Below are 19,560 nucleotides of genomic sequence, written 5' to 3'. Positions count from 1 at the left end.
CCAACCTCGATGGGCGCTCCTCGCGCCAGGTTGTCTCCCCACTACCGCGTGAAGCGCGGCAGTTGGATCAGCCTGTTCGCCATGCTGATGATCTTTATCGGTCCGCTGATTTCCCAGGCGATGCCGATGGATCATCACGCCGGTATGTCCATGGAAATGCCCATGGATATGCCGAGCGACCACGGTGAATCCCATCACACCCAAGCTCCAGCCGAACACCACGCACTCTGGGCCAAGTGCGGCTATTGCGACCTGCTATTCAGCTGCCCGGCCCTGCCCGGCAGTGTGTCGTTCGTGGCCCTCGGCACCCCGCCGCCCGCCAACGCCCTCACACCCGCCACGCGCCTGGGCCATGCCCGGCAGAGCATCTTCCCAGGCGCCCGTAGCCGTGCGCCGCCCATCGTTTCGTAAGCCCTTCACAGCGTTACTTCACCCCGGCCGACTTTAGACAGACAGCCGCAGGCTGCTGGCCGTGTTGTTTACGATTGATTGATGGAATTTGTCATGTCCAGGTTTTCTGCTGACACCCGTTTGGGAAGTACTGCCCTACTCACCGCCTTATGCGGCGCACTATTGGCTGCCCACGCTCACGCCGACGAGCATGAGCTGAGCCCCACCGTCATCACCGCGATCGCCCCCAGCTCACCGCTGACCGTGGTCACCAACCCCAAAGACCCTCGCCAACCGGTGCCCGCCAGCGATGGCGGCGACTACCTCAAGACCATCCCCGGCTTCGCCCTGGTGCGCAACGGCGGCACCAACGGCGACCCGGTGCTGCGCGGCATGTTCGGCTCGCGCCTGAATATCCTCACCAACGGCGGCATGATGCTCGGCGCCTGCCCGGGCCGCATGGATGCGCCAACTTCGTATATTTCGCCGGAAACCTACGACAAGCTCACCGTGATCAAAGGCCCGCAAACCGTGCTCTGGGGCCCGGGCGCGTCTGCCGGCACCATCCTGTTCGAGCGTGAGCCGGAGCAGTTCGGCGAGCTGGGCACACGGGTCAACGCCAGCGTATTGGCCGGCTCCAACGGGCGTTTCGACAAGGTCATCGATGCCGCTGCCGGCGGGCCATTGGGCTACGTGCGGGTGATCGGCAACCAGGCCCATGCCGACGATTACAAGGACGGCAACAACGACACCGTCGCCTCGCGCTATGACAAGTGGAACGGTGACGTGGCCGTGGGTTTCACGCCCGACGCCGACACCCTGCTGGAACTCACCGCCGGGCGTGGCGACGGCGAGGCGCGCTACGCCGGGCGCGGCATGGACGGCTCGCAGTTTCTGCGCGAAAGCCTGGGGCTGCGTTTCGAAAAGTCCAATATCGGTGAGGTGCTGGATAAGGTCGAGGCCCAGGTCTACTACAACTACGCCGATCATGTGATGGACAACTACAGCCTGCGTGTCCCTTCGGGCACCGGCATGATGGCGGGCCCCATGGCGTCCAACGTCGACCGCCGCACCCTTGGCGCACGCATCAAGGCCACCTGGCGCTGGGCGGATGTGCAATTGATCAGCGGCCTGGATGCGCAGACCAATGAACACCGTGCGCGCAGCAGCATGGGCATCGACACGTATAAGGATTTGCCGCGCAACAAGGACGCCAATTTCCACAACTACGGTGTGTTCGGCGAACTGACCTGGTACGCCGCCGACAACGATCGCCTGATCACCGGCGCGCGCTTGGACCGCGCCTCGGCCAAGGACTTCCGTCAACGCACCGGCTCGGGAATGATGTCGCGCCCGAACCCGACCGCCGGCGACACCCGCGCCGATACATTGCCCTCGGGCTTTGTGCGTTATGAGCACGACCTGGCGGACAGCCCCACCACGCTGTATGCCGGCCTGGGCCACGCGGAACGTTTCCCGGATTACTGGGAGCTGTTTTCCCCCAACACCGGCGCGGCCGGTTCGGTGAATGCCTTCGACGGCGTGAAGCCCGAGAAAACCACCCAGCTCGACTTCGGTGCCCAGTACAAGAGCGCCGACCTGGAAGCCTGGGTGTCGGGCTATGTCGGCCAGGTGCGCGACTTCATCCTGTTCGACTACAGGCCCGGCATGATGGGCACCACCTCCCAGGCGCGCAATGTGGACGCACGCATCATGGGCGGCGAAGTGGGCGCAGCGTACAAGCTGAGCCAACACTGGAAAGCCGACGCCAGCCTCGCCTATGCCTGGGGCAAGAACAGCAGCGACGGCAAGGCCCTGCCACAAATGCCACCGCTGGACACGCGCCTGGGCCTGACCTACAGCGAAGACGATTGGAGCGCTGGTGCGTTGTGGAGGGTGGTCGCGGCGCAACACCGTATCGACCCGAACAAAGGCAACGTGGTCGGCAAGGACTACGATAAGAGTGGCGGCTTCGGCGTGTTCTCGCTGAACGCGGCCTACCGCATCAACAAGCACTTCAAGGTCAGCACCGGCGTCGACAACTTGTTTGGCAAGGCCTACGCCGAGCATCTGAACCTGGCCGGTAACGCAGGCTTCGGTTACCCAGCCAACGACCCGCAGGCCATCAAGGAGCCGGGGCGTACGCTCTGGACCAAGGTGGACATGAGCTTCTAAAAGCATCGCAGGCAAGCCAGCTCCCACAGGTGCAATACAGTCCCCTGTGGGAGCTGGCTTGCCTGCGATGACGGTGTAACAGACCAAGAAAAATCAAAAGCCTTATGCGGAGCAGCCGATGACCACACAAAAAATTTCCTTCTACAACCTGGCCTGGCGCTGGCACTTCTACGCCGGCCTCTTCGTCGCCCCCTTCATGGTGCTGCTGGCCCTCACCGGCATCATCTACCTGTTCAAACCCCAGCTCGACCCGCTGATGTACGGCCACCTGCTCACCGTGCCCGCCGCCGAACATGCGCTGAGCGCCGACGAGCAACTGCAGCGCGCCCAGGCCGCCTACCCCCACGCCGCGATCAGCAAATACCTGCCCCCTGCCGGCGCCACTCGCAGCGCGCAGTTCGTGATGCGCAACGATGCCCACGAGGTGACGGTGTTCATCGACCCCTATCGCGGCACCGTCCTCGGTGAGCAAGACGCAAACAACAACCTGCAAGCCATCGTCCGCGCCCTGCACGGCGAACTGATGATCGGCACCGTGGGCGATCGCCTGATCGAATTGGCCGCTGGCTGGGGCGTGATGCTGGTGGTGTCCGGCCTGTACTTGTGGTGGCCGCGGGGCAAGTCCTCGGCCGGCGTGTTATGGCCGCGCATCGGCAGCCGTGGCCGCTTGTTCTGGCGTGACCTGCACGCTGTCGCCGGCTTCTGGGGCGCAGCGTTCCTGCTGGTGATGTTGCTCAGCGGCATGACCTGGACCGGCTTCTGGGGCAAGCAATACGCCGACCTGTGGAACACCTTCCCAGCCGCGATGTGGAACAGCGTGCCGCAGTCCGACCAGCAGGCCCGTGTGCTCAACACGGCCACCCAGCAAACCGTGCCCTGGGCCCTGGAAAACACGCCGATGCCAATGTCCGGCGACCACGCCGAGCATATGAATCACGGCGCAATGCACGCAGGCCCGGCCGCACCCACGGTGCGCCTGCAACAGGTGGTCGACCTGGCCAACACACGCAAGGTCGAGCCCGGCTACAGCATTACCTTCCCCACCACCGCCTCCGGTGTATTCACCGTCGCGGTGTTCGCCGACGACCCGCGCAACGACGCCACCCTGCACGTGGACCAGTACACCGGCAAGGTCCTGGCCGATGTACGCTGGGATCATTACAACCTGGTCGCACGCGCCACCGAGACCGGCGTGATGCTGCACGAAGGCAAGATGTTCGGCTGGGTCAACCAACTGATCGTGCTGGTGATCTGCCTGATGATTCTGCTCAGTGCGGTCAGCGGCGTGGTGATCTGGTGGAAGCGCCGGCCCCAGGGTGGACTGGGTGTACCGCCGCTGCGCCACGACCTGCCCAAGTGGAAAACCGCGATGGCGATCATGCTCGGGCTGGCGATCATTTTCCCATTGGTAGGGGCTTCGTTGGTCCTGGTGTGGGCGCTGGATCGCTTGCTGCTGTCACGCATTAGCGCAAACGCCTGAAGCATTGTCGCCCAACGCCCTCTTTTGAAGCCTGCCGTGCACCCAACGGCCTCCGTGGCGCCAACCTGGTGCGCCACGGAGCGGCTTTACCTCCCGAACCCGCCGGTAAACCCGTGTCTGGCGTAGCAGGCACAGCCCTTGCAAAGCCCTGTGTATCTGCCCCACAACAATTATCGGTACACGGAGATCGCACCATGAAGCGTCGCAGCTTGATCAAGGCTTTCACTTTGTCGGCATCCATTGCCGCCATGGGTTTGACCTGGACCGTCCAGGCCGCCGAGACCATCAAGGTCGGCATCCTGCACTCGTTGTCCGGGACCATGGCGATCTCCGAAACCTCGCTCAAAGACATGGCGCTGATGACCATCGACGAGATCAACGCCAAAGGCGGGGTGAACGGCAAGATGCTCGAACCGGTGGTGGTAGACCCAGCGTCCAACTGGCCGCTGTTCGCCGAGAAAGGCCGCCAACTGCTGACCCAGGACAAGGTCGCCGTGGTGTTCGGCTGCTGGACCTCAGTGTCGCGTAAATCGGTGTTGCCGGTGTTTGAAGAACTCAACGGTTTGCTGTTCTACCCGGTGCAGTACGAAGGTGAAGAGATGTCGCCCAACGTGTTCTATACCGGTGCGGCGCCGAACCAGCAGGCGATCCCGGCGGTGGAATACCTGATGAGCGAAGAAGGCGGCAGCGCCAAGCGTTTCTTCCTGCTCGGCACCGACTATGTGTACCCGCGCACCACCAACAAGATCCTGCGCTCGTTCCTGCATTCCAAAGGCGTGGCGGATAAAGACATCGAAGAGGTCTACACCCCGTTCGGCCACGCCGATTACCAGACCATCGTCGCCAACATCAAGAAGTTCTCCGCCGGTGGCAAGACGGCTGTGGTCTCCACCGTCAATGGCGACTCCAACGTGCCGTTCTACAAAGAACTGGCCAACCAAGGCTTGAAAGCCACCGAGGTACCGGTGGTGGCGTTCTCGGTGGGTGAAGAAGAACTGCGTGGCATCGACACCAAGCCGTTGGTGGGCAACCTCGCGGCCTGGAACTACTTCCAGTCGGTGGAAAACCCGGTGAACCAGAAGTTCGTGGCCGACTGGAAAGCCTACGCCAAGAAACACAACCTGCCGGGCGCCGACAAAGCCGTGACCAACGACCCGATGGAAGCCACCTATGTGGGCATCCATATGTGGGCGCAGGCGGCGGAAAAAGCCAAGTCCACTGACGTCGACAAAGTGCGTGAAGCCCTGGGCGGCCAGACCTTCGCCGCGCCGTCGGGCTTCACCCTGACCATGGACAAGACCAACCACCACCTGCACAAGCCGGTGATGATCGGTGAGATCCAGGCCGACGGGCAGTTCTCGGTGGTGTGGCAGACCGAAGCGCCGATTCGTGCGCAGCCGTGGAGCCCCTACATCCCGGGCAATGACAAAAAGCCGGACTATGCCGTGAAGAGCAACTAACGCCCCCCACAGCTCGAATGTAGGACATGGTCACTGTGGGCGCTGGCTTGCCTGCGATGCAAACAACTCGGTGTGCCTGACACACCGCAGCGATGCCATCGCAGGCAAGCCAGCCCCCACACAGCCTGCTCCCACACTGTCCCCGCATGATCAGGACATTTTGCTATGCCCACTGCCCTCCACCGCCTCATCCTCGCCGTGCTGCTGGTGCTGCCCTTTGGCGCACACGCCAGCGACGCCGAAGACTTCCTTGCCGCCAACCCGGTGCAGCAAGCCAAACTCCTGCAGGACTGGGCCGCCCACCCCGACCCAACGCGTATCGAGTTGGTGGACGCCCTTGAGCAAGGTCAACTCATGCTCAACGGCGAAACCAAGACCGTGCGCCTGAACAACCGCCTGCGCGGCTTGATCAATAACGTGCAAGCCAGCCAACAACTGCTCGCCGCCGACCCCAAGGTGCGCCTGGACGCAGCGCGCACCCTGCAAAAAAGCGCGGTGCCTGCACAACTTAAATTCCTCGACCAGCAGGTCGCCGCCGAAACGGATGAGCAGGTGCACAGCGCCCTGAGCCTGGCCCTGGCCAACCTGCAATTGGTCGACCCCGACCCGGTGGTGCGCCTGGCAGCCGTGCGCTTGCTCGGCAGCACCGGCGACCCGCTGGCCCGCACGCGCCTTGAAGCGCTGCTGGCGCCAGGCGTGGAAGCCGACGCCGCCGTGCACACCGCCGCTGAAACCAGCCTGGCCCAGGTCAAACGCAAACTGATGATGGGTGAAATCCTCGGCCAGGCGTTCAGCGGCATGTCCCTGGGCTCGATCCTGCTGTTGGCGGCCCTGGGCCTGGCGATCACCTTCGGCCTGCTCGGCGTGATCAACATGGCTCACGGCGAGATGCTGATGCTCGGCGCCTACTCCACCTATGTGGTGCAGTTGATGATGCAGCGCTATGTGCCCCAGGCCATCGAGTTCTACCCGTTGATCGCGTTGCCGGTGGCGTTTTTTGTCACCGCGGCCATCGGCATGGCGCTGGAACGCACAGTCATCCGTCACTTGTATGGCCGCCCACTGGAAACCCTGCTCGCCACCTGGGGCATCAGCCTGGTGCTGATCCAGCTGGTGCGCCTGGTGTTCGGCGCGCAGAACGTCGAAGTGTCGAACCCGGCCTGGCTGTCTGGCGGCATCCAGGTACTGCCCAACCTGGTGCTGCCGTACAACCGCATCGTGATCATCGCCTTTGCGCTGTTCGTGGTGGTGCTCACCTGGCTGCTGCTGAACAAGACGCGCCTGGGTCTGAACGTGCGCGCCGTCACCCAGAACCGCAACATGGCCGCCTGCTGCGGCGTGCCCACCGGGCGCGTGGACATGCTCGCCTTTGGCCTCGGCTCCGGTATCGCAGGTTTGGGCGGCGTGGCGCTGAGCCAGATCGGCAACGTCGGCCCGGACCTGGGCCAGAGCTACATCATCGACTCGTTCCTGGTGGTGGTGCTCGGCGGCGTCGGCCAGTTGGCCGGCAGTGTCATGGCCGCCTTTGGCCTGGGGATCGCCAACAAGATCCTCGAACCCCAGATCGGCGCCGTGCTCGGCAAGATCCTGATCCTCGCGCTGATCATTCTGTTTATCCAGAAACGCCCGCAAGGACTCTTCGCACTGAAAGGACGGGTGATCGACTGATGAACCAGCCATTGATGCTTACGGCCACGCAAAAGGCCGGCCCCAAGGTCACGATTGCAGTCGGTGCAGTCATCCTGCTCCTGCTGCTGGCGTTGCCCCTGTGCTCGCTCTTGTCTGCCGACAACCCGCTGCATGTGTCGGCCTACACCTTGACCCTGGTGGGCAAGATTCTCTGTTACGCCATCGTCGCCCTGGCGCTGGACCTGGTGTGGGGTTACGCCGGGATGTTGTCCCTGGGCCACGGTTTGTTCTTCGCCTTGGGCGGCTACGCCATGGGCATGTACTTGATGCGCCAGGCGTCCGGGGATGAGTTGCCGGCGTTCATGACCTTTTTGTCCTGGACCGAACTGCCCTGGTACTGGGCCGGCACCGACCACTTCCTCTGGGCGTTGTGCCTGGTGGTACTGGCCCCCGGTGTGCTGGCGTTGGTGTTCGGTTTCTTCGCCTTCCGCTCGCGGATCAAGGGCGTGTATTTCTCGATCATGACCCAGGCCCTGACGTTCGCGGGGATGCTGTTGTTCTTTCGCAACGAGACCGGGTTCGGTGGCAACAACGGCTTTACCAACTTCCGCAGCATCTTAGGTTTTGGCATCACTGAACCGGGCACGCGGGCGGTGTTGTTTATCGCCACGGTGCTGTTGCTGGTGGCGAGCCTCTACATCGGCTGGCGCCTGGCGAAGAGCAAGTTCGGGCGTGTGCTCACCGCCCTGCGCGATGCCGAGAACCGCCTGATGTTCTGCGGTTACGACCCACGCGGTTTCAAGCTGTTCGTGTGGGTGTTGAGCGCAGTGTTGTGCGGCCTTGCCGGTGCGCTGTATGTGCCGCAAGTGGGCATCATCAACCCCAGCGAAATGTCACCGACCAACTCCATCGAAGCCGCCGTGTGGGTAGCGCTGGGCGGGCGTGGCACGCTGATCGGGCCGCTGCTCGGCGCCGGTGTGGTCAATGGCATGAAGAGCTGGTTCACCGTGGCCTTCCCCGAGTACTGGCTGTTCTTCCTGGGGGCGCTGTTCATTATCGTCACCCTGTACCTGCCCAAGGGCGTTATCGGCCTGCTGAAGAAATGAGGAACGTCATGCTTGAACCTATTTTCGACGCAGGCAGCGGCCGCGATGCGATTGGCATCGGCCAGGTCGCGGGCAAAGGGCTCAACACCCGCCACGGTACCATTCTGACCCTGGAAGATATCAGCGTCAGCTTTGACGGTTTCAAGGCCCTCAACGACCTGAACCTGTACATCGGCGTTGGCGAATTGCGCTGCATCATCGGCCCCAACGGCGCGGGCAAGACCACGCTGATGGACGTGATCACCGGCAAGACCCGGCCCAGCCACGGCAAGGCCTGGTTTGGCGAAACCCTGGACCTGACGCGCATGAGCGAAGTGCAAATCGCCCAGGCCGGCATCGGGCGCAAATTCCAGAAGCCCACGGTGTTCGAAGCCCTCAGCGTGTTCGAAAACCTGGAGCTGGCGCAGAAGACCGACAAGTCGGTGTGGGCCAGCCTGCGAGCGCGCCTCAACGGCGAGCAAAAAGACCGCATCGAGGAAGTGCTCGACACCATCCGCCTCACCGCCTCGGTGCATCGCCCCGCCGGTTTGCTGTCCCACGGCCAGAAGCAGTTCCTGGAAATCGGCATGTTGCTGATGCAAGACCCGCAACTGTTGCTGCTCGATGAACCAGTGGCGGGCATGACCGACGCCGAGACCGAGTTCACCGCCGAACTGTTCAAGCGCCTGGCCGGCAAGCACTCGTTGATGGTGGTGGAACACGACATGGGGTTTGTCGGCTCGATTGCCGACCATGTGACTGTGTTGCACCAGGGCAGCGTGCTGGCCGAAGGGTCGCTGGAACAGGTGCAGGAAAATGAGCGGGTGATCGAGGTTTACCTCGGCCGCTAACGCTGACACGAACGGCTGTATGTGGGAGCTGGCTTGCCTGCGATAGCGGTTTACCTGACACACCGGGTCGCCTGCATCGCAGGCAAGCCAGCTCCCACAGTTGATCCGGTTCCCGCAGGGGGATTGAGGAGGTTTTGAGAATGCTGCAAGTCGACAAGCTGCACCAGTATTACGGCGGTAGCCACATTCTGCGCGGGCTGTCCTTCGACGTGAAGGTCGGCGAAGTCACCTGCCTGCTCGGGCGTAACGGCGTGGGCAAGACCACCCTGCTCAAGTGCCTGATGGGTCTGCTGCCAGCCAAGGAAGGCGCGGTGAACTGGGAAGGCAAGGCCATCACCGGCTTCAAGCCGCACCAGCGCGTACATGCCGGCATCGCCTACGTGCCCCAGGGCCGGGAGATATTCGGGCGGCTGACCGTAGAAGAAAACCTGCTGATGGGACTATCGCGTTTCCCCGGTTCCGAAGCCAAAGAGGTGCCGGCCTTCATCTACGAACTGTTCCCGGTATTGCTGCAAATGAAGCACCGCCGCGGCGGCGATTTATCCGGGGGCCAACAACAACAGTTGGCGATTGGCCGCGCCCTGGCGAGCCGCCCGCGCCTGTTGATTCTCGATGAGCCCACCGAAGGCATCCAGCCGTCGGTCATCAAGGAAATCGGCGCGGTGATCAAGAAGCTCGCGGAGCGCGGCGACATGGCGATCCTGTTGGTGGAGCAGTTCTATGACTTTGCCGCTGAACTGGCTGACCAGTACCTGGTGATGTCCCGTGGCGAAATCGTGCAGCAGGGCCGTGGTGAAAATATGGAAAGCGAGGGTGTGCGTGGGCTGGTAACCATCTAATCTGTAGCCTCCTAACGATAAGCACACGCCATGAACCTGCCCATTACCCCTGCCCTGTTCACGCCCAGCTGGCACGCCGAGCTGGAACTCGGCTACGCGCGTGTCAAAGACACCACACGCCCGGTATTGCGCCGCCACCTTGGCCCGCTGCGCGTGCAAAAACACCTGTACGCCGAAGGCCCTGAGGTGTGCCAGCACATCATCGTGCACCCTCCCGGCGGGATTGCCGGTGGCGATCGCCTGGACATCAGCGCCCATGTGGGCACGGGTGCCTGGGCACAACTGACCAGCCCCGGCGCCGCCAAGTGGTACCGCGCCAGCGGCCCGGCGTATCAGCAACTTGAACTGACTGTGGAAGCCGGCGCGACCTTGGAATGGCTGCCTCAGGAAACCATCGTGTTCAGCGCGGCCCAGGCCGAACTCACCACGCGAATCGAACTGTTAGGCGATGCACGGTTGTTCTATTGGGATGTGGTCGCCCTGGGGCGCCCGGCCAGTGGCGAACGGTTCGACCTGGGCCATTTCCAATCGCACCTGGACATTCGCCGCGACGGCCAGTTGCTCTGGCATGAGCGCCAGCGCATTGTGGGCGCCGATGGGTTGCTGGATTCGCCTATCGGGCTGGATGGGCAGCCGGTGTTTGCCACATTGTTGGTGACCGGTGAGATCGAACCTGAATTATTGGAACAATGCCGCTCACTGCCCCACGCGGTGCGCGGTGACCTGACCCAACTGCCCGGCTTGCTGGTGGCGCGGTGCCTGGCCAGTGAAGCGCTGCTGGCGCGGGGGTGGTTGATTGATTTATGGCGGCTTTTGCGACCGGCCGTACTCGGCAGGGAAGCGATATCACCAAGAATCTGGAGCACATGAAGATCAAACTGTGGAGCCAGCTCCCACATAAATCAGCTTCACATGGGATCTTCTATGTATTTAAGAATGAATTTTATGAAGGACCCTGAACCATGGACCTGACCCCTCGGGAAAAAGACAAACTGCTGATCTTCACCGCAGGCCTGGTCGCCGAACGGCGCCTGGCACGCGGAGTGAAGCTCAACTACCCGGAGACCATCGCCTATATCTCCGCCGCCCTGATGGAGGGCGCCCGCGATGGCCGCACGGTGGCCGACCTGATGCACTACGGCACCACCCTGCTCAGCCGCGAACAGGTTATGGAAGGCATCCCGGAAATGATCCCGGATATCCAGGTGGAAGCCACGTTCCCCGACGGCACCAAGCTGGTCACCGTCCACCAGCCCATTGCCTGAGGCGCAGCCATGATTCGTGATGCAACCGAACACGACCTGCCGGCAATCCGCGCCATTTACAACGACGCGGTGTTGAACACCACGGCGATCTGGAACGAGCAACCGGTGGACCTGGCCAACCGCCAGGCCTGGTTCAGTGCGCGCCAGGCGCAGCAATACCCGATCCTGGTGGCGGTGGACAACGACGAAGTCACCGGCTACGCCTCATTCGGCGACTGGCGCCCCTTCGAAGGCTTCCGCTACAGCGTCGAACACTCGGTATACGTGCGCAATGACCAGCGTGGCAAAGGCCTCGGCCCACACCTGATGCAGGCCCTGATCGAGCGCGCCCGCAGCTGCGGCAAGCACGTCATGGTCGCCGCCATCGAAAGCGGCAACCTGGCCTCGATCCGCCTGCATGAGCGCCTGGGCTTCGTGACTACCGGGCAAATGCCGCAAGTGGGCATCAAGTTCGGCCGCTGGCTGGACCTGACCTTTATGCAACTGACCTTGAACCCGGGCGCACAACCGCCCAAGGAGTGACATCGATGAGCGCTGCACAACTGCGTCGAGTCAATGCGGAAAGTTTTGCCCACTACCGCCGGGGCTTGATCGAGCTGTTGCTGGACGCGGTGCAGCACGGCGCGTCGGTGGGCTTCATGGCCGACTTCGATGAGGCCCAGGCCCGGGACTACCTGAGCGGCGTGCAAGCCGGTGTCGAGGACACCAGCCTGCTGCTGTGGGTGGTGGTGCGCGACGAGCAGGTGATCGCCAGCGTGCAATTGGCGTTGTGCCAGAAAGCCAACGGTCTGAACCGCGCCGAGGTGCAAAAGTTGCTGGTGCACAGCAGCGCCCGTCGCCATGGCCTGGGCCAGCAATTGATGAATACCCTGGAACTCGCCGCGCGCCAGCACAAGCGTGGCCTGCTGTACCTGGACACCGAGGCCGGCTCCGGCGCCGAAGCCTTTTACCAGTCGCTGCGCTACACCAAAATCGGTGAGCTGCCCGACTATTGCCAAAGCCCGGACGGGCGCTACAGCCCGACCGCCATCTACTTCAAGACCCTGGGGCAACCTGCATGATTCCTGGTGAATATCAGATCCAGCCTGGCGAGATCGAACTGAATGTCGGCCGCCGCACCCTCACCCTCGGCGTGGCCAACAGCGGCGACCGGCCGATCCAGGTGGGCTCGCATTACCACTTTTTCGAGACCAATGACGCGCTGGAATTCGACCGAGCGGCCAGCCGTGGCATGCGCCTGAATATTCCGGCGGGCACGGCGGTGCGGTTTGAGCCGGGGCAGCGTCGGGAGGTGGAGTTGGTGGATTTGGGTGGTGGGCGGCGGGTATTTGGGTTTGCAGGGCGAGTCATGGGCGACCTTTAGGGCCTCATCGCAGGCAAGCCAGCTCCCACAGTTGAAATGCAATCCCCTGTGGGAGCTGGCTTGCCTGCGATAGCGATTTCACATTCAACACCTATTCTTCAGGGCACACACATGAAAATCACCCGCCAAGCCTACGCCGACATGTACGGCCCCACCGTCGGTGACAAGGTGCGCCTGGCCGACACCGAACTGTTCGTCGAAGTGGAACAGGACTTCACCGTCTACGGCGAAGAGGTCAAATTCGGCGGCGGCAAGGTGATCCGTGACGGCCAGGGCCAGAGCCAGTTGCTCGCCCATGAAGTGGTCGACACGCTGATCACCAACGCGCTGATCATCGACCACTGGGGCATCGTCAAGGCTGACGTGGGCCTCAAGAACGGCCGCATCCACGCTATTGGCAAGGCTGGCAACCCGGACATCCAGCCCGGTGTGACCATGGCCATCGGCGCCAGCACCGAAGTGATCGCCGGGGAAGGCATGATCCTCACGGCGGGCGGCATCGACTCCCATGTGCACTTCATCTGCCCGCAGCAGATCGAAGAGGCCCTGACCAGCGGCGTCACCACCATGATCGGCGGCGGCACGGGGCCGGCTACCGGCACCAACGCCACCACCTGCACCTCCGGCCCGTGGCACCTTGCGCGGATGCTGCAGGCCAGCGATTCGTTCCCGATGAACATTGGCTTTACCGGCAAGGGCAACGCCAGTTTGCCCGAGCCGCTGATCGAGCAGGTCAAGGCCGGTGCGATCGGCTTGAAGCTGCACGAAGACTGGGGCACCACGCCGGCGAGCATCGACAACTGCCTGAGCGTCGCCGATGCCTACGACGTGCAGGTGGCGATCCACAGTGACACCCTCAATGAGTCGGGCTTTGTCGAAACTACCCTCGCCGCGCTCAAGGGCCGCACCATCCACACGTACCACACCGAAGGTGCCGGTGGCGGCCATGCACCGGACATCATCAAGGCCTGCGGTTTCCCCAATGTGCTGCCCAGCTCCACCAACCCGACGCGGCCGTTCACGCGTAATACCATCGACGAACACCTGGACATGTTGATGGTGTGTCACCATCTGGACCCGAGCATTGCCGAAGACGTGGCCTTCGCCGAAAGCCGCATCCGCCGCGAAACCATCGCCGCCGAAGACATCCTGCACGACCTCGGCGCGTTCTCGATGATCAGTTCCGACAGCCAGGCTATGGGCCGCGTCGGCGAGGTGATCACACGCACCTGGCAGACCGCCGACAAGATGAAAAAACAGCGTGGCCCGCTGCCCGGCGACGGCCCCGGCAACGACAATTTCCGCGCCAAGCGCTACATCGCCAAATACACCATCAACCCGGCGATCACCCACGGCATCAGCCATATCGTCGGCTCCATCGAAGTCGGCAAATGGGCCGACCTTGTGCTGTGGCGCCCGGCTTTTTTCGGCATCAAGCCCACGCTGATCCTCAAGGGCGGCGCCATTGCTTCGAGCCTGATGGGCGACGCCAACGCCTCGATCCCGACGCCGCAGCCGGTGCATTACCGCCCCATGTTCGCCAGCTTCGGCAGCTCCCTGCACGCCACCAGCCTGACGTTTATCAGCCAGGCCGCGCAGGCGGCCGGACTGCCCGAGGCCCTGGGCCTGAAGAAGCAGATCGCGGTGGTCAAGGGTTGCCGCGATGTGCAGAAAACCGACCTGATCCACAACGATTACCTGCCGGATATCGAGGTTGACCCGCAAACCTATCAGGTCAAGGCTGACGGTCAGTTGCTGTGGTGCGAACCGGCCGAGGTGTTGCCGATGGCCCAGCGGTACTTCCTGTTCTAGAGAATGGCGCTGATCGCTTGATCGGTCAGTGTCTGGTTCAAGGTGATCAGCTCGGCATTGATGCGGCCAAAGGTGTCATCGTAGTCTTGCTGGGGCATCAGTTGCCCCGGTTCACTTTCCGAAGCCGATCGGCCCAGACGCCGGGCCGTCTGACTGATGGTTTGACGCAGGGCCTGCCTCGCTCTCTCGGGGAGGTGGGCAGCGGCGGCCCATTGTGCCTGCGCGGCCTCATAGTCGATCAGGGCGTCGAATTTTTCGGCAATCAGCGCGTAATCAGTTTGATGCGCACGCTGCAGGAAGTCAGTCCACATCGGCTGCTCCAGCAGATTGTCACGCAACTGCGCGCCCTGATCCTGCAGCTGTACGCGCTGGAATGCCGCCTCCACCATCGGCGCCGTGACATAGTCCTCGCGAAACATCATGCTTCTGGATTGCCAGGGCAAGTCCAGCCGGGTGGCCAGCGGCACCGTATACGCCAGATAGATTTCGACTTCGTCGATATCGGCGATCACATTACCGGCGCCATCGTAATGCTCAATGCGCAGGCCCTGGGCATCATACTCGGGAAACCTGGCGCCCTGCTCCTGCAACTCGGCGACGCGAGCATGGGCAATACGCCCCAACTCATCAAGGCGCCATTTCCTCCTGGCCAGGTTGAACACGGCCCTGCGCACGGCGTCGACATCCTCGCTGAAGTAGGCTGACCAATGCAGCACGGCAACGCCCATCGAATTGAACAACTGCGCCCCGGCGTCCACGCAGGCCGCTGGGTCCCGGGCCATCAGGAACAAGTGCTCGCGTAATTCGGCGTCTTCGCCCATCGCCTCAAGCATGCGCCAGACTTTGGCGGTCAATTCCGGCAACCATACGCCGCCCCTGCCTGTCGAGTCCCCGGAGTGCCTGACGGCACGAAGAAGATTGAAAAAGCCCTCAGAGCCAAACGAGCCTTCAAGCATGTCCCATAACACTTGCCTGGAGGGCCATTCCTGCGCCGAATAACCGGTTTTCCACTGCTCGCTGTCGAGCGCGCCCCTTTTCGGCAATTGGCGATCCGGATCCCGGCCAGCGGCCTCGATGTACCGCTTGAATTGAGCAAGCAGCTCAGGCGTCAGCTCTTCACGGGTGAGGAAGGTTTTCGCCACAATCAGTGCCTTATCCGAGCCCGGCGCGAACTCGGGAATCCGCGCTATTGGGTTCTGCCGCATATCCAGAATGAAATTTTCCGGCCTGGGCACACGGAACACACTGGCAGGCCACTCCTCCAGGCTTGTGTCATTGAGCAGCAGGGTCTGTAAGCGCGGCATGCGCCCAACATCGGGTGGCAAGCCGAGTGGGTTCATGTCCAAAAACAACTCCTTGAGACGCACCCGATCTTTCAAGCGCAGGACGTCTTCAGGCGTCAGGACAATATCGTTGCCGCCCAAATGCAACCGCTGCAAATGCGGCATCTGTTCGATGGCTGACGGCACGCTTGTCAGTTGAGCAGCCTCGATCCCTAATCGACGCAGACCGCGAAAGTTGGCGAGCAGTGGCTGCACATCCGCATCCGTCAACTGCGTGCCTTCGGTTCCCACAATGCCCAAGTAGCTGACATGGTCGAAGTTTGCAGTCAGTGCGGGCAAGGTTCTGAGCTGCTGCGCCAGGTCGTCTTCCAACCATTCGATTTTCTGCCCCAAAAGGCGCCCATTTCGATCGTAGTGCCGTGGGCCGACCTTTCTCCAGGCGTCATCCAGCGCCGTATAAATCTTGCGCCTGGCCCTCAGCACCTGGCGTTGCTGGTCACCGAACGCCTCCATGCCCTGGGGCGGTGTGCTCAACCAGTTGTGCAAGGTGGCCTGCAGGGTCTTGTACTCTTGCTCCAACGCACGCAGCCAGCTCAGGTCCAGCGCGCCGCGCTCGTTGATCAGGGCGAGCATTTCGTCCCGGGTGATTTGCGGGTACAGGCTGCGGATCCGCTCGCGCGTGATTTTTTCCCACTCAGTGCCACCCCGCCCGCTCAATGGATAGCCGCGACGCTCACCCGGCAACACGCTGGGCGGTCGAAAAAAAGGCAGTTTTTCCGGCGACATGCCCAAGGCTTTGCGCAACGGTACTCGGCCTATTGCATGCTGCTTGATCAACCCCTTCAATTGCTCACCCTGGCCGACGTGGGGCACGCCAATCGCGTTGCGATGGGCATCGGTCAACGCATGCTGCAAAGCACCATAGAAACCATTGAGCCCATGCAGGTGCTGGCCGCGCTCATCGAAGGCTTGGTAACGCCCATCCTCCATGCGTGCCAACACCTTGCGACTACTCGCCTCCAGGGGGCCGAAGCTGGCGCGCAATGGGCCTTCAAACCGGCCTTCGCGAACTTCCAGGCGCAAATTGTCCGACCAGCCGGGCAGTGCCGGCAGTGTGTGGAGGGCCAGGGTTTCGGTGTCTGGGCCGGCCAACGCGTCGAGGTACAAGCCTTCATACGCGAGGGTCAGGCGCATTTGCTGCTGCGCCCGGCGCGCCTTTTCAGCCAGCCGCAGGGGAATGCGCTTGGCGCGGTTCATCGTGTCGCGCTCGCTCGGCGTCGCGTCCACCAGCACTTCGCGCGCCAAAATCGTCGGCACGCCACTGAAGTCGCGCTGGATCAGCATAATCGCGGTGTCGGAGGGTGGCTGCTGCTCGACGTAGATACTCTTCATCAATCGCTCGCGCACCTCGATGGCCCTTTGTTCGAGTTTCAATCTCAGGGCCTCGGTTCTCGCCTCGGGTGTGCGGGCGGTGTAACTGCCCACCAGAGCATCGCGCTGAGGTTCGCTGAGCGCTTCGATAATGCGTATGGGCAACTGGCCGCTCATCAAATCGGCGCGGTGGACCTGCACGGTGTCCGCCGCCGCGGCCTGCTGATTACCGTATTTGATCGACGGTCCGCTCAACTCGGCGCCGGCAAATGCCTCGATCGCCTTGCTCGCTGGCCATCCCGGCAACTCCACCGCCAGGGATGCGGCATAGCTGCACAGTGCGCTGCTGAGCGAGCCCTGGCGAATGCCCTCGGCGACGTTCACCGCATCGCGATACGCCCTGAACTGGCGCAGGGTGTCGAGCAGGATCGCCGGTACCGCCTCGCCTTCCACATGCACGCGGCGCAGCACGTCCTCACTCACAGCCGCCACGCTGCGCGCCTGCTCCAACTCGGCATCGCTGAAGCCCTCCGTCACCGGGCCCAATCGCCGCATCAACGTGGCGCCTTCCCAGGTGTGCGGGCGTTCCACTTCATGGTTCCAGAGGCCAGCGCTGTTGCTCTTCAATATCGGTTGATAGGCCTCGGCACGTGTGGGATGGAGGATGCGGAATTGCTCGGTCAGCGGGTCTTGTTGCACGGCATAGCGTTTGCCCTCCAACGGCAGCACGGTCTGGCCGTTGTGCCGGTGCAGGCCTTGCTCATCCGCCGCCACTGAAGGGAGGGACGCGGTGTGCTCATAGGCCGACAAGTCGGGTTTCCAGAGCCGAGTCTTGCCACTGGGCAGGGTAACGGCCTTGAGCTGCTCGATAAACGGCGACACGGTGAAGTGCACCACGGCTGCCTGTACCGCCAGCGCCGCCAGGTTTTCCACCACGTCGGTGATGTGCGCCCAGCCCGCTTCGCGGTCGCCTTCGCTCAGCTCGATAACACCGTCGATGACTTCGTAAAGTAGTTGCCCGGCCATCGCCACAGCCATCACCACACCCAGCGGCGGCACCGCCATGGCCACCAGGTTCAGGCCGAACAGGCCGATACTCAGGTAATGCGCAGCGCGCAGTGAACGCGAGGCCTCATCGACATCGGCGGTGCTCACCGCACGATGCCGGGCGTTCTCGAACAGCCGCGTACGCAGGCTGCCCAGGCGATAGGTCCACAGGTCTGCAACTTGCCATAGGTCCGTCAGGGTGTGGGCGCGAATGTTGAATTCAGGGGCAGCGGCATGTACGCGCACGTAGGGCTGGGGTTCGCCCAGTGTCGAAGGCGTGGCAAAGGACGGAGAAGTCAGCAAGCGCCCCCACTCCGATCGCAAGGCCTGTGCACCAAACGGCTGGGGAGGTGCGTCCAGCACCAGTTCGGTCAGTCGTTTGTAGTAGTAGGCGCGGTCTTTGTCGGCAACGAACCGGGCAAAAAAATGCTGGTTCGGCGTAGCCTTCCAGCCTTGGGAGCGGTCAGCTTGCTGGGTGGTTTTCGCGCTCAGGCGCTCGGTCAAATCATTGCGAAAGTCATTGAAGCTTTCATAACGCTTGATGGGATGGTCGGGGTCATCGGGAATATAGACGATGACCCAGCAGGTGTAGCCAGGCTTGGCGCAAGTGTCGATGACCAGGCAATCGTGCACATGCAGGTTCATCAGGCTCAGGCTGCGATACCCGATGGGCTTGCCGTCGCTGAGGATGTGTTTTTCCCCGGCCGCCACGCGCATCAGCAGCGCGTGGTCGCTGTCGCCAATGTCGCCTTTGAGCAATGCCAGGTACGCCGCCGCCTTGAAGGCGGCTTTCTGATGCCGGACATAACGTTCGCGCAGTTCGGCTTGGGATTTGGCGTCGTCAGGTTTCAATTGCGCCCGCAGGTGAGCCTGGTACTGCTTGCCCAGGTCCAGGTCTCGGCACAGCTGGGTGAACGCATGAATCTTCAGGGTCGTGGTGTGGCGCTCGAAATGATCGCGCACGTCCGGTTGGGTAATGAAACCTGAGGCGCTGTTGAAATAGCCCTCTCGAGTCTCCCGTTGCTCAAAGTTGCCGAGGGCAGCGTGCAGCAGGGAGAACGTTTTGACCCTGAAGCCACCGGTCTTCACGCCAAAGGCATCTTCGACCGGTACATACAGGCGCAACCAGGTTTGATTGACGTCCAGCTCGTGGCCGATAGCCTTTAGCTCGGCTTCCAGCAAGGGTTGGGCAAACGCTTGCTCCGAGCGTATGGGACTGAAGGTTTTCTCCAGTTCGTTGAGCGACTCGCAACGGGCGTCCAGCAACACTTTGAGCTGATCTTTGCGTGCCTGGGAAGCGGCGTCATACCAGCGGGGAATAGCCGGCGGCATGTCCTTGAGGGCCTTGCGACGGGAGGGCGAACTGTTGACCAGGCAAGTGGGGATCGCCTGCTTGATCAGTTCGTAATGCTGGCCCTGCTCACCAGGAGGCGGGGTGGCGGGGTCGATGACCTGAAAGTCCGGCATGGGATGACAACCTTTTCTTGGAAGAGGTTGTCATCCTAGGCAC

The 19,560-nt window shown here is 62.5% G+C and carries 15 protein-coding genes; 14 read left to right on the top strand and 1 reads right to left on the bottom strand.

From position 1 onward, the window contains the following. Positions 1–9: 9 nt before the first annotated feature. The 14 genes from AB9N64_RS20595 to ureC all read left to right on the top strand — a co-directional run bounded on the left by AB9N64_RS20595 (position 10) and on the right by ureC (position 14,349). A complete protein-coding gene (locus tag AB9N64_RS20595) occupies positions 10–411 on the top strand; it encodes a DUF2946 domain-containing protein (RefSeq protein ID WP_032873444.1) in 402 nt (133 codons plus the stop codon). A gap of 93 nt (positions 412–504) precedes the next feature. Then, on the top strand, positions 505–2,565 hold the full coding sequence (locus AB9N64_RS20590) for a TonB-dependent copper receptor (RefSeq protein ID WP_014716715.1): 2,061 nt from the start codon (positions 505–507) through the stop codon (positions 2,563–2,565). Between the two features lie 118 nt (positions 2,566–2,683). Then, positions 2,684–4,045: a PepSY domain-containing protein gene (locus AB9N64_RS20585; protein ID WP_014716714.1), complete on the top strand. Its 1,362-nt coding sequence runs from the start codon at positions 2,684–2,686 to the stop codon at positions 4,043–4,045. Positions 4,046–4,239: 194 nt separating this feature from the next. Next, positions 4,240–5,505, top strand: coding sequence for an urea ABC transporter substrate-binding protein (urtA, locus tag AB9N64_RS20580; RefSeq protein WP_003188149.1), 1,266 nt, complete (start codon positions 4,240–4,242; stop codon positions 5,503–5,505). A gap of 165 nt (positions 5,506–5,670) precedes the next feature. After that, positions 5,671–7,173 carry an urea ABC transporter permease subunit UrtB gene (gene urtB / locus AB9N64_RS20575; protein ID WP_014716712.1) on the top strand — a complete coding sequence of 501 codons (1,503 nt, stop codon included), beginning with the start codon at positions 5,671–5,673 and terminating at the stop codon, positions 7,171–7,173. Further along, entirely contained in the window at positions 7,173–8,240 is a 1,068-nt protein-coding gene (gene urtC / locus AB9N64_RS20570) for an urea ABC transporter permease subunit UrtC (protein ID WP_014716711.1), read from the top strand. Before urtB ends, urtC begins: the two co-directional genes overlap by 1 nt. After that, positions 8,237–9,070, top strand: a complete 834-nt coding sequence (gene urtD / locus AB9N64_RS20565; RefSeq protein ID WP_014716710.1) for an urea ABC transporter ATP-binding protein UrtD — start codon at positions 8,237–8,239, stop codon at positions 9,068–9,070. The genes urtC and urtD overlap by 4 nt, the downstream gene beginning before the upstream one ends. Positions 9,071–9,210: 140 nt before the next feature. Further along, complete coding sequence (urtE, locus tag AB9N64_RS20560) at positions 9,211–9,909, top strand: urea ABC transporter ATP-binding subunit UrtE (RefSeq protein WP_014716709.1); 699 nt, start codon at positions 9,211–9,213, stop codon at positions 9,907–9,909. A 30-nt stretch (positions 9,910–9,939) separates the two neighbouring features. Then, on the top strand, positions 9,940–10,779 hold the full coding sequence (locus AB9N64_RS20555; RefSeq protein ID WP_014716708.1) for an urease accessory protein UreD: 840 nt from the start codon (positions 9,940–9,942) through the stop codon (positions 10,777–10,779). Between the two features lie 92 nt (positions 10,780–10,871). After that, positions 10,872–11,174, top strand: a complete 303-nt coding sequence (gene ureA / locus AB9N64_RS20550) for an urease subunit gamma (protein ID WP_003171437.1) — start codon at positions 10,872–10,874, stop codon at positions 11,172–11,174. 9 nt (positions 11,175–11,183) lie between these two features. Beyond that, on the top strand, positions 11,184–11,696 hold the full coding sequence (locus tag AB9N64_RS20545) for a GNAT family N-acetyltransferase (protein WP_019818288.1): 513 nt from the start codon (positions 11,184–11,186) through the stop codon (positions 11,694–11,696). A 5-nt stretch (positions 11,697–11,701) separates the two neighbouring features. Continuing rightward, the gene (locus AB9N64_RS20540; RefSeq protein ID WP_020301611.1) at positions 11,702–12,235 is read left to right on the top strand and encodes a GNAT family N-acetyltransferase; all 534 of its coding nucleotides are present in this window, start codon (positions 11,702–11,704) and stop codon (positions 12,233–12,235) included. Continuing rightward, on the top strand, positions 12,232–12,537 hold the full coding sequence (locus AB9N64_RS20535; protein ID WP_003188134.1) for an urease subunit beta: 306 nt from the start codon (positions 12,232–12,234) through the stop codon (positions 12,535–12,537). The genes AB9N64_RS20540 and AB9N64_RS20535 overlap by 4 nt, the downstream gene beginning before the upstream one ends. Positions 12,538–12,648: 111 nt before the next feature. After that, complete coding sequence (gene ureC, locus AB9N64_RS20530; protein WP_020301612.1) at positions 12,649–14,349, top strand: urease subunit alpha; 1,701 nt, start codon at positions 12,649–12,651, stop codon at positions 14,347–14,349. Here ureC and AB9N64_RS20525 read toward each other — a convergent pair. Further along, positions 14,346–19,517 (bottom strand): dermonecrotic toxin domain-containing protein, encoded by a 5,172-nt coding sequence (locus AB9N64_RS20525; RefSeq protein WP_371359650.1) that lies wholly within the window; start codon positions 19,515–19,517, stop codon positions 14,346–14,348. The genes ureC and AB9N64_RS20525 overlap by 4 nt on opposite strands. Positions 19,518–19,560 lie beyond the last annotated feature (43 nt).

Origin of the sequence: Pseudomonas sp. KT_2_4 (genome assembly GCF_041410225.1) — a bacterium.
In the GTDB taxonomy this organism is placed as follows: Bacteria; Pseudomonadota; Gammaproteobacteria; order Pseudomonadales; family Pseudomonadaceae; genus Aquipseudomonas; species Aquipseudomonas paracarnis.
Note: the sequence above shows the minus strand (reverse complement) of the source record. Positions and strands in the feature narration are given on the sequence as shown.

Bases quoted from the DNA above. Each gene is read 5' to 3' on its own strand.
- AB9N64_RS20595 (WP_032873444.1), top strand. From the start codon at position 10: ATGGGCGCTCCTCGCGCCAGGTTGTCTCCCCACTACCGCGTGAAGCGC.
- AB9N64_RS20590 (WP_014716715.1), top strand. From the start codon at position 505: ATGTCCAGGTTTTCTGCTGACACCCGTTTGGGAAGTACTGCCCTACTC.
- AB9N64_RS20585 (WP_014716714.1), top strand. From the start codon at position 2,684: ATGACCACACAAAAAATTTCCTTCTACAACCTGGCCTGGCGCTGGCAC.
- urtA (WP_003188149.1), top strand. From the start codon at position 4,240: ATGAAGCGTCGCAGCTTGATCAAGGCTTTCACTTTGTCGGCATCCATT.
- urtB (WP_014716712.1), top strand. From the start codon at position 5,671: ATGCCCACTGCCCTCCACCGCCTCATCCTCGCCGTGCTGCTGGTGCTG.
- urtC (WP_014716711.1), top strand. From the start codon at position 7,173: ATGAACCAGCCATTGATGCTTACGGCCACGCAAAAGGCCGGCCCCAAG.
- urtD (WP_014716710.1), top strand. From the start codon at position 8,237: ATGAGGAACGTCATGCTTGAACCTATTTTCGACGCAGGCAGCGGCCGC.
- urtE (WP_014716709.1), top strand. From the start codon at position 9,211: ATGCTGCAAGTCGACAAGCTGCACCAGTATTACGGCGGTAGCCACATT.
- AB9N64_RS20555 (WP_014716708.1), top strand. From the start codon at position 9,940: ATGAACCTGCCCATTACCCCTGCCCTGTTCACGCCCAGCTGGCACGCC.
- ureA (WP_003171437.1), top strand. From the start codon at position 10,872: ATGGACCTGACCCCTCGGGAAAAAGACAAACTGCTGATCTTCACCGCA.
- AB9N64_RS20545 (WP_019818288.1), top strand. From the start codon at position 11,184: ATGATTCGTGATGCAACCGAACACGACCTGCCGGCAATCCGCGCCATT.
- AB9N64_RS20540 (WP_020301611.1), top strand. From the start codon at position 11,702: ATGAGCGCTGCACAACTGCGTCGAGTCAATGCGGAAAGTTTTGCCCAC.
- AB9N64_RS20535 (WP_003188134.1), top strand. From the start codon at position 12,232: ATGATTCCTGGTGAATATCAGATCCAGCCTGGCGAGATCGAACTGAAT.
- ureC (WP_020301612.1), top strand. From the start codon at position 12,649: ATGAAAATCACCCGCCAAGCCTACGCCGACATGTACGGCCCCACCGTC.
- AB9N64_RS20525 (WP_371359650.1), bottom strand. From the start codon at position 19,517: ATGCCGGACTTTCAGGTCATCGACCCCGCCACCCCGCCTCCTGGTGAG.